Genomic DNA, 13,827 nt, shown 5'->3' on the forward strand with positions numbered 1-13,827 from the left:
AATTACCGTTTGGAGTCTTTTCGCCCTGCGTTGCGTCGGCTGAACGTCTTAAATGAAAGCGAATCTCTAACGAATGTCATCCGCGCCTAGACGCGATCATGAAAGGTGCGGCTGATGACATCCAACTGCTGCGCCTTGGTGAGCTTGATGAAGTTAACCGCGTAGCCCGACACTCGAATCGTGAGTTGTGGATATTGTTCAGGATGCGCCATCGCGTCGAGCAAGGTTTCTCGATTGAGTACGTTCACGTTGACGTGATGCCCCCGATCGTGGAAATAGCCGTCTAGTAAGCTCACCAGATTTTGGATGCGATCGCCCGTCTGCTTTCCTAATGCGTCGGGCACGATGGAAAAGGTATAGGAAATGCCATCTTTGGCGTGGGTGTAGGGCAGCTTGGCGACAGAGGCGAGGGAGGCGATCGCCCCCTTGGTGTCGCGGCCATGCATCGGGTTTGCACCGGGGGCAAAGGGCACGCCGGCCTTTCGCCCGTCGGGGGTGCTGCCCGTCTTCTTGCCGTAGACCACATTGGAAGTAATCGTCAGCACAGACTGGGTGGGCACGGCATCGCGGTAGGTACGATGCCGCCGCAGCTTGTTCATAAAGGTCGTCACCAGGTTTGCGGCAATGTCATCTACCCGGTCATCGTTGTTCCCAAATTTTGGATAATCACCTTCCACGTCATAGTCCACAGCAAGTCCAGACTCATTCCGCAACACTTTCACCTTGGCATAGCGAATCGCGGACAGCGAATCCGCCACCACCGAAAGTCCTGCAATGCCACAGGCCATCGTGCGATAGACCTCCCGATCGTGCAGCGCCATTTCTATCCGCTCGTAGCAGTACTTGTCGTGCATATAGTGAATGACGTTCAGCGTGTTGATGTATAGCTCTGCCAACCAAGTCAACAGTCTGTCGAATTTTTCCATCACCTCGTCGGGATTTAGATAATCCGACAGGATGGGGCGGAACGGGGGCGCTACTTGTTCGCCTGTATTTTCATCTCGACCACCGTTGATGGCGTAGAGCAGGGCTTTGGCCAGATTGACCCGTGCGCCAAAGAATTGCATTTGCTTGCCCACGCGCATGGCAGACACACAGCAGGCGATCGCATAATCATCGCCAAACTCAGGCCGCATCAGGTCGTCGTTTTCATACTGAATTGAACTGGTTTCAATGGAAACCCTGGCGCAATATCGCTTGAACGCTTCTGGCAGTCGTTCAGACCACAGCACTGTGAGGTTGGGTTCTGGAGCCGGGCCCAGATTCTTCAGCGTGTGCAGCATTCGGAAGCTGGTTTTTGTTACCAGCGGCCGCCCATCTTCTCCCATGCCGCCAATGGATTCCGTCACCCAGGTCGGGTCGCCCGAAAATAGCTCGTTATACTCCGGCGTTCGCAGGAACCGCACCATCCGCAGCTTCATAACAAACTGGTCGATGAGTTCCTGAATGTCGATTTCCGTAGCCGTGCCGTTTCGCAGATCCCGCTCGCAGTAGATATCTAGGAACGTAGACACCCGCCCCAGTGACATCGCCGCGCCGTTTTGCTCTTTCACGGCGGCCAGATAGCCAAAATAAAGCCACTGCACGGCTTCTTGGGCATTGGCGGCCGGGGCGCTGAGGTCACAGCCGTAGCTGGCGGCCATTTGCTTCAGTTCCTCCAGCGCCCGGATCTGTTCCGACAGTTCCTCCCGCAGCCGAATGGTGGGTTCATCGCTGAGGGTTTCAAGCGACCGCTTCTGGTCTTTCTTATCTTCAATCAGGCGATCGCACCCATACAGCGCCACTCGCCGATAGTCACCAATAATCCGCCCTCGCCCATAGGCATCGGGTAGCCCGGTGATAATGCCCGAACGCCGTGCCATCCGCATTTCCTGGGTGTAGGCATCAAATACGCCGTCGTTATGTGTTTTGCGATATTGCGTGAAAACGGCTTCTGTCTCTGGATCGAGCGTGTAGCCGTAGGCATTCAGCGCTGCCTTCACAACCCGAATGCCGCCAAAGGGCATAATCGCCCGCTTCAGCGGTTGGTCGGTTTGTAGCCCCACAATCCGCTCCAGTTCGCGGTTAATGTAGCCCGGCGGGTGGGAGGTGATGCTCGACACCACCCGCGTATCGGCATCCAAAATGCCCCGTTCTCGCTCAGCTTGCATGAATTGGGTCACTTGCTGCCACAGGGTGCGCGTGGCAGCGGTGGGACGTGCTAAAAACGCCTCATTCCCGGTGTAGGGCGTGTAATTTTTCTGGATAAAGTCGCGCACGTCAATCCGTTCTACCCAGACTCCGGGCACAAACCCGTCCCAGGGCGATCGCGCTTGACTGGCATCCGGTTCTAAAACAAGCGTTGGCATAGTGCCTCCTTGAACGTAAGACCTGAAGGTAAGACTTGAACGTAAGACTTGAAGGTAAGACCTGAAATTAGAAAAAGCGGCGGGTTCGCAGGGCCAGCCAGATTCCGGGCCGGCCCCGCGCCGGGGGGCTATGAGTCGTCCGCCGCTACAGAGGGAATTGAGGGCGGAATCGAGGGCATCTCCGCCATCACCGAGGCAGACAGATCGCCTACGTCCGCAGGTTCATGCTCGCTGGGGTTTGGCGCAAGCTGCTGACTGGCGCGGGCAATTTCTGCGCGATAGCACAGCGGCACGTCGTCTGGATCGGCCTGGGGCCCCTCATAGGCCAACACAAATAGCTCCTTCAGGTCTTGGATCAGCGGGTAGCGAGGATTTGCCCCCGTGCATTGGTCGTCGAAGGCGCGGTTGGCCAGGTTATCAAGCTGGGCATAGAACGAAGCGCGATCGCCCCCCGGATAGGAGGACTGCCCCATCTGACTGAGCGCTTCCGCCAGGGTTGCCGGAATCTCGACATTGCGCTTTAGTTCTTCCACCGCGATGATCAGCCGTTCCACCTTTTCATCGGTTGTGTTGCCCCCCAGGTGCAGATGGTCGGCAATTTGGGCATAGCGGGCCTTGGCGTTGGGGTATTTGTATTGCGGGAAGATTGCCTGCTTGAAGGGTTGATCTGTGGCGTTGTAGCGAATTACATGGGAGATCAGCAGCGCATTAGCCAGTCCGTGTGGAACATGGAACATCGCGCCAAGCTGGTGCGCCATCGAGTGGCAGATGCCCAAAAACGCATTGGCAAAGGCCATGCCCGCAATCGTGGCGGCATAGTGAATCCGCTCGCGGGCTTCAGCGTCACTAGCTCCGCTGCGATAGGAGCGCGGCAGATATTGGAACAGGAGGGCGATCGCCTCTAGCGCCAGCCCGTTGGTAAAGTCCGTCGCAAACACCGACACATAGGCTTCAACTGCATGGGTCAGCGCGTCAATCCCGCTCCAGGCCGTCAGCTTGGGTGGCATCGTCAGCACCAGATCCGGGTCTACAATCGCCAGACTAGGAGTCAGGGCATAGTCTGCTAGGGGATATTTAATGCCCTCCCGGTCATCCGTAACCACAGCAAAAGGCGTGACCTCAGACCCCGTTCCTGAGGTGGTCGGAATCGCCACCAGCAGGGCTTTTTGACCCAGCGGCGGCAGTTCATACACCCGCTTGCGAATGTCCATAAACCGCATCGCCACGCCCGCAAATTCCACCTCCGGCTGCTCATACATCAGCCACATGATCTTGGCCGCATCCATCGGCGAGCCGCCGCCCAGCGCAATAATCACGTCCGGCTGAAACCGCCGCAACTGCTCCAGTCCGCGATTCACATTCGATAGCGTCGGGTCAGGTTCGACCTCGTGAAACACGTCGTAGCGAATTTTCAAATCCTCCAGAACCCGCGTGACAGGGTTGACCATGCCCAGGTCAAAGAGCGGCTTATCGGTCACAATAAATGCCCGCTGCCTGCCTACCAAGTCGCCCAGCGCCATCGGCAAGCAGCCGCTCTTGAAGTAGACCTTGGGCGGTACACGGAACCAAAGCATATTTTCGCGCCGCTGCGACACGGTTTTGATATTCAGCAGGTGATGCACGGTGACATTGCCAGAGATTGAGTTGCCGCCCCAGGTACCGCAGCCTAGCGTCAGCGACGGATCGAGCCTGAAGTTATACAAATCACCAATTGCCCCCTGGGAAGCTGGCGTGTTGATCAGCACGCGCCCTGTTTGCATCCGCGTTTCAAAAAGCTGAATTTCGGAACGCTGGGCGGTATCGATGTAGAGGGCGGCGGTGTGCCCCTTGCCGCCAAAGTTAATGAGTTCTTCGGCACGGGCGATCGCCCCTTCAAAGTTGGCTGCCCGATAAAACGCCAGAATCGGCGACAGTTTTTCCCAGGCAAACGGCTCATCCAGGGCCACTCGGTCGGTTTCAGCCAGCAGCACCTTGGTTTGTGGCGGCACGGAGATTCCCGCCAGTTTTGCCAGCGTTTGTACCGACTGTCCCACGATGGCCGCATTCAGCCGCCCATTCTGCACAATCTGTTCACCCAGTTTCGCCTTCTCCTCTGGATTCAAGAAATGGGCCCCTCGCGCTGTAAACTCTTGCTTGACCGCATCGTAAATAGAATCAACCACAATCACCGACTGCTCTGACGCGCAAATCATGCCGTTATCAAACGTTTTGCTGAGTAAGATAGAACTCACCGCCGTCTGAATATCTGCACTTTCGGCAATCACGGCGGGCGTGTTGCCTGCGCCCACCCCCAGCGACGGATGCCCGGATGAGTAAGCCGCCTGCACCATTCCCGGCCCACCCGTTGCCAGAATCAGCTTAATCTTTGGATGCTGCATCAATGCCTGCGATAGTTCCACGGACGGTTCATCAATCCAGCCGATGATATGATCTGGCGCACCCGCAGCGACAGCGGCCTGAAGAATGATTCGTGCCGCTTCCACAGTACAGCGTTTGGCGCGGGGATGGGGCGAAAAAATGATGGCATTGCGAGTTTTTAGAGCAATTAGCGACTTGAAAATGGCGGTCGAAGTGGGGTTTGTTGTAGGAACAATACCCGCCAGGATTCCCACAGGCTCGGCAATTTTTTGAATGCCAAAGGTGTCATCTTCTTCGATCAGCCCGCAGGTGCGCTCATGCCTGTACCTGTTGTAGATAATTTCCGAGGCAAAGTGGTTTTTGATCACCTTGTCCTCAACAATGCCCATCCCGGTTTCTGCAACGGCCAGCTTGGCCAGATCAATCCGGTGGGCGTTAGCCGCTTGGGCAGCTTGCTTAAAAATCCAGTCTACCTGGCTCTGGGTGTAGGTTGCGTATTGAGCCTGGGCTGCCTTGACTCGTTCGATCAGCGTTTCCAATTCTTGAATCGTAGTAACCTGCATAGGGACTCCTTAACTGGTGTGAGTAGGTGTGGATCTGAGTCGGCGGTGTAGCGTCTACGATCTTCAAGCGTTAGCGCATCGTGTGTCCAAATACGTTTCCAGATACGTTTCCAAATGCGTTTCCAGACGTGCTTCCAACTGCGTTTCCAAATGCGTTTCCAACTGTGCTTCAGTAAAAACAGCAAGAGGATCTTTGGGCTTCACAAAACCATCTCTCTAGTTTCCTCACAAGCCGAACAGTTCCATCATCAATCCCTACAAAATTCCTGCAACGTGAGGGTCAAGGCAAGCTCAGGGTCAGGCTCGATACGCATCTGGTTTTGAGGCTCTTTGAGGCTCTTTCATGCTCTTTCTGAGCCTGACTCTCCTAGCTATGAGCGCGTCACGACTTCTTTTTCCTCAGCTTTCTCAATCAAAACTGGCTCTGCGACGGTGTTTGACGGCAATTCCTGAAGAGGTTCGTAGCCGAGTCTGCCCGTATGGTCTGCTTGCTGGCAGGCCACCATCGTTTTTACGTGTTCTCGCTCGTCATCGCGAATGGCAACAAACACGTCATACAGATTGTTAATTGCTGGACGACGTTCCTGCGGACGATGGGCCGTTTGAAACGCGTCAAATAGATACAGATCGCCCGTTTGGTAATATTCAAGGGCTACTTGAGGAGCAGACTGAGCCTTTAGGGTTTCGCCTTCCTGCACCAAGAACAGGTCGTAGGTATGATAGGCATGTTCCTCTACTAGCTCCATAAAGTGATACGCCGACTTGGGTGAGATAATATACAGCGCCACGATAATCCAGTAGTAGAGCAAGGCAACGCTGCGGGCTAGAAGGCGATCGCCCCAGGATTGGCTACCCCCCAACGCTTCCATAATCAGCAGATGGTGTAGCTCGTTCCAAGACTCGGCAAAGTGTACCTTGAGCCACTCCACACGCCGCCACAATCCCAGCGTCTCGTACAAATGCAAAACCGACAGGTAAGAAAAGTAGGGAACGCGAGCTACAGTTTCCAGCACGTAAAACCGAGGAATCGGACGATCGCGATAAATCTGGTTGATCACAAACACCAGCACGCCAACGAGTAACTTAACCATTCAGCCAATTCTCCAAAAAGTGAGTGTGCAACGGGCAGCTTGAAGCGGAATGGGATGTACCGGATGCACAAGTGCCCAGATGACAGCAGGACTAAGGCAGCGGTTTGTTGAGTACTTGCCTTTGCCCCCATGATGAAAGACACGCCTCAGGAGGACAAGACAGTTTCCAAAATGCACACCCAGTTACCCAGAGGAAAAGAATCAGATGGGTGCTGGATTTGGACGGAACTGGAAGAAAACGTTAAACCTGACGAATTCGTATCCCTTGCACTAATAGCCTGGTATCGGGTCGAAGAAGCTATTGGATGGATCACTTGCTAATCCTGAGATAGATCAATTGCACCCCTACAGTTCAGGAGATAGTCCGTTGGATTCTCGCTCTCATTCTTCCTCTGATTTCAAATGCCCGATTCAGTTTACGCTCGACTTGATTGGCAGCAAGTGGGCCATTTTGATTTTGCGCGAGCTGTTTGCCAGTGGGTCAAATCAGAATGGTCGCCCTGCCCGCCGAACCCATGAATTTCTCGATGCACTGCCAGGGCTAAGCACCAAAACGCTGATGGTGCGGCTGCGGGAGCTAGAAGAACACGGACTCATAGAGCGGACGGTCTATGCAGAGATTCCGCCCCGTGTGGAGTATCGGTTGACGGACAAGGGCCGAGAAATTCAGCCCGTGATGGCGGCGCTGCATCAGGTGGGGATGCGCTGGCTTCAGCAGGGGGTCTGCGAGTGTCCGCTGGATATGCCTCATCAGGAAGCGCCGCAATCCGACGCTTTGCCCGACGCTTTGCCGGCGATCGCCCCCAACACCCAGCCCCATCTCGCCGCCTGTAGCAGTAGCAGAGTAGAATCACAGGTGTAATCGCTGATTGCAATGCCGGCTGCAATCCCTGGCTGCAATCCCTAGTTGCGATGCTGGTTGAAATTCCGGGTTGCAATTCTTGATTGTAATTGCGGTTGCAACCGTCGCAATGCTTGCGAGTCTGTTCTTGAGTTGGGGCTGTTTGAACCAATGGATTTAACGGCTGCTTTGCCTGCATTTGTGGTGACGTTGCGCGAGGGCGTGGAGGCGGCGCTGGTGGTGGGCATCGTGCTGGCGTGCCCTCAGCAAAGCGGGGCAGTCGCGGCTGACTCGTGGGTGTATGGCGGTATCGGCGCGGGGCTGGCGGGCAGCGTGCTGGTGGGCGTGCTGCTGGGCGGCGTGCTGGCGGCGCTGAACCAGTCGCAAGAGAGCTATGCCCCCGTGCTGAAACAGGCACTAGAGGCGGGGTTTGGACTGGTGGCGATCGCCCTGCTGAGCTGGATGCTGGTGTGGATGACGCGGCAGGCCCGCAGCCTCAAGGCCGAGGTGGAAGGCGCAATTAACTCAGCGTTGCAGCAGGATGGCGCGGGCTGGGGCGTGTTTGGGCTGATTACCATCGCCGTGCTGCGCGAGGGATTTGAGACCGTGCTGTTTTTGGCGGCGCAGTTTCAGGAAGGGCTGGCTCCGGCGCTGGGCGCAGTGGCGGGGCTGGTGGGCGCGGTGATCATCGGGATTCTGCTGTTTCAACTGGGCGTAAAAATCAACCTGAAGCGGTTCTTTCAGGTGATGGGCGTGCTGCTGCTGCTGATTGTGTCGGGGCTGGTGATTTCCATGCTGCGTCATGTGGACATGGCGATCGCCGCCTGGGTGCAGCTTCACCCCGATTTGTCCTATCTCTGCTTTAGCGCCGGGCCAGACTGCGTGCTGGGGCCGCAGGTGTGGGATGCCCGCGCCGTGCTGCCCGACAAACAATTTCCCGGCGTACTGCTGAAGGCGCTGCTGGGCTACCGCGATCAGCTGTATCTGGGGCAGGCGATCGCCTATCTCGCGTTTTTGGGAACCGTTGGCTGGCTCTATTTTCAGAGCCTCAGCCCAGCCGCGCCCAAAGCCCCGTCCCTACAGCAAAAAGCGTAGAAACAGACTCGCCAAGCCTCCAAGGGCACTCACTACATTGCCAACGCCGTTGCTGCGCCGCTGGGCCCGCCGTTCCCGCTCTTCGGCTGCTAGGACTTGCTCAATCCCAGTGACAAACCGCTCCGAAAGCTGCTGCCCTGGAATGTTTCCCTGAGCCAAAAACATTTGTTGCGCCCGCCGTCCGTCTTCCATCGCCCCTGCTTCATCGCCCAACTGGAGCCGCGCAATGCCCCGCGCCAGCATCGCGTTTGAAAAGTCGGGCTGGCGGCTGAGGCTCTGGTTGAAATACTGAATCGCATCGGGGAAGTTGCCGCGCTGCGCCTCTGCCAACCCCCAGAGGTAAACTTGCTCCACCGACACCAGGGTTTCGGGCAAGCCGATTGCTCGCCACAAGTTTGCCCCGTCCAGCAGCGCCCCGGTCAGGTTTGCGCCATAGAGATAGGCTTCGCGCAAGTCTGCCCCGCGCAAATCGGCCCCGCGCAGGTCGGCTCCGCCCAGATTGGCATAGGACAACACCGCGCCTTGCAGGTTTGCCCCTTGCAGGTTTGCCCCTTGCAGGTTCGCCCGGTTCAAATTCGCCAGACTCAGGTCAGAACGGCTGACATCGACCCCCGACAGGTTTGTAAACACCAGCCCCGCCCGGTGCAAATCACACTGCTGGCATTGGCGATTCGCAAGCAACCGTTGCACATGCTCAAGATTTTCAGCGCGGGCAGGCAGGGCCAAACCTAGCGCAGCCAACAGTCCTAGCGAAACAAGTTTGGAGTTCATAGCGTTGTTCAAAACCGGGTGGAGGAGTTCCGCGATATCGCTGCAATACGGTGTGAGTCAACTATGGGATCTAACCCTGGGAATCAACCGCTGCAACATCACATTGCCCAAAAGTGTACTGAGAAATCGCAAAACCGGCGCATTAATTTTAATTTTGGCGCTGCACTAGGATAGCTGCTCTATGATAGAGTACATTTGTTCTTTTTTTGGAGGCGATCACGATGGCAGTCAAACCGATTCCTGATGGATATTCAGCGGTGACCCCGTATCTGATTGTGCATGACGCAGCCGGGGCGATCGCCTTTTATGAGCAGGCATTTGGGGCAACGGAGCTAATGCGTCTGGCAGACCCATCGGGCAAGCTGGCTCATGCCGAAATCAAAATCGGCAACTCGCCCATCATGCTGTCCGACGAGTTTCCGGAGATGAACCATCTTAGCGCTCAGGCAATTGGCGGTACGCCTGTCAACCTGATGGTCTATGTGGAAGATGTGGATTCGCTGTTTGATCAGGCGATCGCCGCAGGCGCGACGGAAATTCGCCCGGTTGAAAACCAGTTTTATGGCGATCGCGCGGGTACGCTGGCCGATCCGTTCGGCCATGTGTGGACGCTTGCGACCCACGTCGAAGATTTGTCGATGGAAGAGGTAAATGCCCGGTTCAGCGCAATGGTTTAGCGCAAGTTGGGGGTAGATCAAGAAGCAAGGAGGGGCGATCGCCCTCAACCCAGGCAACCGTCGAAGCGCTACTCGCTGGGCAACTCACCAAACCGCGCTCGATATTGCGCGAGGAGCGCTTCGGCCTGCTCTGCCCGCTGTCTTTCTTCCTCAGCGCGAATCCGTTCTTCCTCAAACCGCTGCCGCTCGATGGCGGTTGCCTCTTCGGGAAGCAGCACAAGCTGCCCGTCTGGCGTGAAAAACCGCAGCTTGCGATCGCGGACTCCCAAAAATAGCTGGAGTTGTTCGCTCCACAGCCAGCCCCGCGAGTCGGGTTCGAGGGGCTGATAGCGCCCGTCTACCAGGTGAAATCCGCAAAACTCCAGCGTATGGGGGTCAAACCAGAAATAGTCGGGCGTGCGGAAGGTGTCTTGATAAAGCTGTTTTTTCAGCCCGCGATCGACATTAGCCGTCGAGTCCGACAATAGCTCAATGATGACGTTGGGATATTTGCCGCCCTCTTCCCACACGACCCAGCTCTTGCGGGGCTTGGGGTCGGCTCCCAGCACCACAAAAAAGTCCGGCCCACGAAAGTCCTCCGACTTGCGCTCGCGCAGGCTGTAGTAGATGGTGAGATTGCCAAAGGCGTAGAAATCCCGGTGGGTGCTGGGGTCTGGCCCGCGCCACAGCCATTCAAGCGACTGAATCAGCAGCAAAATTTGGCGGAGATGCAGTTCAGATTCCAAGGGAGGTTCGTCGCTGTAGAGGTCACCGGGCGGAAAGGGAACCTTGTCCAGGTCAAGGCCAGAGTCAATACCAGCGGCCCAATCAGGCTCCAGGTTTTGTGGAGCGCTCGGCTCAGCACTCGGCATCGCCGCAGGTTCCGTGCCGCGATCTTCCAGGTCTTTTGCAATGGACATGGCGAGACGGAGTGAAGGATGAATTCAGTGTAGCGGACTGGACGCAGGCATTCCCAAACCGCTCGGCCGGGCGCTGTTTCCCACCTACTGCCACGCCTTGTAGTGGATGCCCGCGTCTTTCATGCGGCGCAGCGCCTCACCGAGGCGATCGCACTCGGCAATCAGGCTGATTCGCACATAACCCTCGCCGCCTTCTCCAAATGCATTGCCCGGAGTCACCACCACCCCTGTTTCGCCCAGCAGGTGCAGCGCAAAGTCGGTGGAGCCAATTCCCGGCGGGCAATCGACCCAGAGGTACATCGTCGCTAGGGTTTTGGGCACGTTCCAGCCCAGTTCGCCCAGCCCGCGAATCAGGAAATCGCGGCGGGTGCGGTAGCGTTCCTGCACCTCATGCAGATATACATCCGGCAGTTGCAGCGCCGTCTCGGCCGCCGTTTGCAGCACGCTAAAGATGCCGTAGTCCAGATTGGTCTTCAGCGTGCGGAGTCCCTGAATAATATGGCGATTGCCTACCACAAAGCCGACGCGCCAGCCCGCCATGTTGTAGGTCTTGGACATGGTATGAAACTCCACGCCAATCTCCTTTGCGCCAGGAATTTCCAGCAGGCTGGTGGGCTGATAACCGTCAAACGCCAGCTCTGCATAGGCCTGGTCATGAACCAGCAGAATCTGGTGCTGGCGGGCAAAGGCGACAATTTCTTCAAAAAACTCCCTCGGCGCAGTGGCGGCCGTGGGATTGCTCGGATAGTTGAAGTACAAAATCTTGGCGCGGCGGGCCACCTCGTCGGGAATCGCCGCTAGGTCAATCAGCCAGTTGTTTTCCGGCTTGAGAACCAGCGGGTAAATGTCGCCTCCGGCGATCGCCGGCCCGCGAAAGTGCGCCGGATAGGCCGGACTGGGCACCAGCACCACATCGCCCGGATTCACATAGGCAAAGGATAAATGCGTCAGCCCTTCCTTTGACCCCAGCAGCGGCAGCGCCTCGCCGTCAGGGTCAAGCTGCACCCCGTAGCGCCGCGCATACCAATCGGTAATTGCCTTGCGGAAGTTCGCAGTCCCCTCAAAGGGCGGATAGCCGTGGTTAGCAGGATTTTGCAGCGCCTTCATCGCCGCTTCTACGACGGGCTGAGGCGTTGCGCCGTCGGGGTTGCCCATGCCCAGGTCGATCAGGTCTAGCCCTTGCTCTCTTGCCCGCGCCTTCAATTCATCTAGCCGCGCAAACACATAGGGCGGCAGCGCACTCAGCCGATCGGCTGGGCTAATCCAATCCAGTTTCATTCCGACACCTCCGACGAAAAGGGATGCAGGAGGAAGGAGGAGGGATGAGTCGGCTGCGACCCGGCAGAAGAACTCGTTTCATCTGGCGATCGCCCTGCGCCCGCATCCTGCCCCCAGCTATCAGCGATTGGCGCAGTCGTGGACACCATCGCCGCCATCAGGTGAGCCGGGGTGACGGCAAAGGGCAGACGGTGAATATCAGAACGGTCTGCACAAGCGACTTCGGCCGCGTGTTGCAGTTGGGCAATGGTGATGTCACCCAGACCCAAATCGCTCAGCGTTTTGGGCAGGCCGATTTCGCTGTAAAACTGGAGGAGTTGCTGGCGGGCACTGCTGGCCAAGCGATTGCCCTGCACCATTTCCTCCAGCCGCAGTTGCACCAAAATGCCGTAGGCCACCTTTTCGCCGTGCAGCGTGCCGTGGCTCTGGGTCAGGTGGGTCAGCCCGTTGTGAACCGCGTGGGCCGCCACCGTGCGACACTGTGCCCCGCCGATGCCACCGATTACACCCGCTAGCAGCACTGTTGCATCCACCACGTCTTGCCAGGTTTCGCCACCGGGCGATCGCAGCGCTTCGGCCGACTTTTGGAACAGGATATCGCGCAGCACTCGCGCCTGCTGCACCGCCGCAATCAAAAACGTGCGCTCCGAGTGGCCACTGCTGACCGACGCTTCATACCATTTGGCGATCGCATCTCCAATGCCCGCAACCAGCGTGCGCGGGGCCGCCGTCTGCACCAGGTCATAGTCCAAAATCAGCAGATCGGGACAGCGGGGCAGCGCTACGTCGTAGAGAAACGCGCCCGCCTCGGAATACACGTTGGATAGCGCCGTCCAGGCCGCGCAGGTCGCGCCAGAGGTAGGAATCGTAACGATCGGCAGGTTCGTCTGGTGTGCCACCAGCTTGGCCGCATCCAGCGCCTTGCCGCCGCCCACGCCGACGACAAAATCTGCCCCATGCTGGGCGATCGCCTCCCGCAGCTTGGCCAGCGAGGACTCGCTGCAATCTGACCCATAGCTTGCCTCCACTGCGCTCAGCGAGTGCTTTTTGAACACGGGCTGGAGCCGTGGCCGTACCACCTTCAGCGTGCGATCGCCCCCAATCACCACGGGCCACTGGCCCAACTGCGCGATCGCCTCTGCCGCCTGGGCGATCGCCCCCTGCCCGCGCATTACCTGTGCCGGAGCAATTGTGGCGGTTATCAGCGTCGGAGGAGGGGAGAGTTTGTCCATAGGTTGGAAGACAAGTATTGCGGAGCGGGATGTTGGCGCATTGGAGCGTTTGAGGAGCGCTTGGGGGTGAGCATTGGGCGCTCCATCCCCCTGTTACGACAATCACTCCTCAAAAATAGAGATTTCCATCTTATCGTCGTTGCGATCGAACAGGGAGCGCTTGACCTGACCCAGATACACCAGTTGGGTTAGCCCTGCTTTCGGGTGGGTCACGGTGCGGGCGCGGATAGTCATTTGGTTTTCGCCGCCGCGGCCCAGGCGGCCGGGCGAAAAGAGGTCGCTGGCCGCCTGCTGGAGTGTGGCGGTGAGCTGTTCTTTGGTAATATCGGGCGGAACGGCGATTACAACCTGGGTGGAGCCAGAGTCATAGACTGTCGAAAAGCGCACCGCACCGGGAATTTCCACGCGGGTAATCGGCATTAGGCTAAGCGCAAACAGCCCCACCGTCAGCACGGCCATAAACCCGGTGATGCCCACGAAGCGGAAGCGGATGCCCCAACTGAACAAGAAGCCGAGAGCGGCGATCGCCCCAGCCACTAAAGTAATAACTCCCGCCCACTGGGTCGCCGTCAAAAATTCAGCAGGTGTTGGCATAGCTCAAGAAAATGCAGGATGAAGAGAACGCAGGACGAGCCATAGGTGGCGTCCCTGTATTCTGCAATATTCACCTTATC

Annotated in this window: 11 protein-coding genes; 3 read left to right on the forward strand and 8 right to left on the reverse strand. The window is 57.4% G+C overall.

What is annotated here, in order from left to right:
- Positions 1–86: 86 nt before the first annotated feature.
- The 3 genes from pflB to O77CONTIG1_RS19585 form a co-directional block, all read right to left on the reverse strand.
- Entirely contained in the window at positions 87–2,348 is a 2,262-nt protein-coding gene (gene pflB / locus O77CONTIG1_RS19575) for a formate C-acetyltransferase (protein ID WP_068514135.1), read from the reverse strand.
- Positions 2,349–2,476: 128 nt separating this feature from the next.
- Positions 2,477–5,269 (reverse strand): bifunctional acetaldehyde-CoA/alcohol dehydrogenase, encoded by a 2,793-nt coding sequence (gene adhE / locus O77CONTIG1_RS19580; RefSeq protein ID WP_084782858.1) that lies wholly within the window; start codon positions 5,267–5,269, stop codon positions 2,477–2,479.
- A gap of 371 nt (positions 5,270–5,640) precedes the next feature.
- On the reverse strand, positions 5,641–6,360 hold the full coding sequence (locus O77CONTIG1_RS19585; RefSeq protein ID WP_068514138.1) for an alternative oxidase: 720 nt from the start codon (positions 6,358–6,360) through the stop codon (positions 5,641–5,643).
- 367 nt (positions 6,361–6,727) lie between these two features.
- Here O77CONTIG1_RS19585 and O77CONTIG1_RS19595 point away from each other — a divergent pair, with 367 nt between their 5' ends.
- A complete protein-coding gene (locus tag O77CONTIG1_RS19595) occupies positions 6,728–7,222 on the forward strand; it encodes a winged helix-turn-helix transcriptional regulator (RefSeq protein ID WP_172799729.1) in 495 nt (164 codons plus the stop codon).
- Between the two features lie 150 nt (positions 7,223–7,372).
- On the forward strand, positions 7,373–8,296 hold the full coding sequence (locus tag O77CONTIG1_RS19600) for an FTR1 family protein (protein WP_068514143.1): 924 nt from the start codon (positions 7,373–7,375) through the stop codon (positions 8,294–8,296).
- Here O77CONTIG1_RS19600 and O77CONTIG1_RS19605 read toward each other — a convergent pair.
- Positions 8,279–9,067: a pentapeptide repeat-containing protein gene (locus tag O77CONTIG1_RS19605; protein ID WP_068514150.1), complete on the reverse strand. Its 789-nt coding sequence runs from the start codon at positions 9,065–9,067 to the stop codon at positions 8,279–8,281. The two genes, O77CONTIG1_RS19600 and O77CONTIG1_RS19605, sit on opposite strands and share 18 nt — an antisense overlap.
- A gap of 221 nt (positions 9,068–9,288) precedes the next feature.
- Here O77CONTIG1_RS19605 and O77CONTIG1_RS19610 point away from each other — a divergent pair, with 221 nt between their 5' ends.
- The gene (locus O77CONTIG1_RS19610; RefSeq protein ID WP_068514153.1) at positions 9,289–9,744 is read left to right on the forward strand and encodes a VOC family protein; all 456 of its coding nucleotides are present in this window, start codon (positions 9,289–9,291) and stop codon (positions 9,742–9,744) included.
- Between the two features lie 68 nt (positions 9,745–9,812).
- Here O77CONTIG1_RS19610 and O77CONTIG1_RS19615 read toward each other — a convergent pair whose 3' ends face one another.
- The 4 genes from O77CONTIG1_RS19615 to O77CONTIG1_RS19630 form a co-directional block, all read right to left on the reverse strand.
- On the reverse strand, positions 9,813–10,643 hold the full coding sequence (locus O77CONTIG1_RS19615) for a Uma2 family endonuclease (protein WP_084782859.1): 831 nt from the start codon (positions 10,641–10,643) through the stop codon (positions 9,813–9,815).
- 84 nt (positions 10,644–10,727) lie between these two features.
- Positions 10,728–11,921 carry an aspartate aminotransferase gene (locus tag O77CONTIG1_RS19620; RefSeq protein WP_068514155.1) on the reverse strand — a complete coding sequence of 398 codons (1,194 nt, stop codon included), beginning with the start codon at positions 11,919–11,921 and terminating at the stop codon, positions 10,728–10,730.
- Positions 11,918–13,153, reverse strand: a complete 1,236-nt coding sequence (locus tag O77CONTIG1_RS19625) for an iron-containing alcohol dehydrogenase family protein (RefSeq protein ID WP_084782860.1) — start codon at positions 13,151–13,153, stop codon at positions 11,918–11,920. The genes O77CONTIG1_RS19620 and O77CONTIG1_RS19625 overlap by 4 nt, the downstream gene beginning before the upstream one ends.
- 102 nt (positions 13,154–13,255) lie before the next feature.
- A complete protein-coding gene (locus tag O77CONTIG1_RS19630; RefSeq protein ID WP_068514158.1) occupies positions 13,256–13,747 on the reverse strand; it encodes a Ycf51 family protein in 492 nt (163 codons plus the stop codon).
- Positions 13,748–13,827: the final 80 nt, after the last annotated feature.

The organism is Leptolyngbya sp. O-77, from assembly GCF_001548395.1.
Lineage (GTDB): Bacteria > Cyanobacteriota > Cyanobacteriia > Elainellales > Elainellaceae > Thermoleptolyngbya.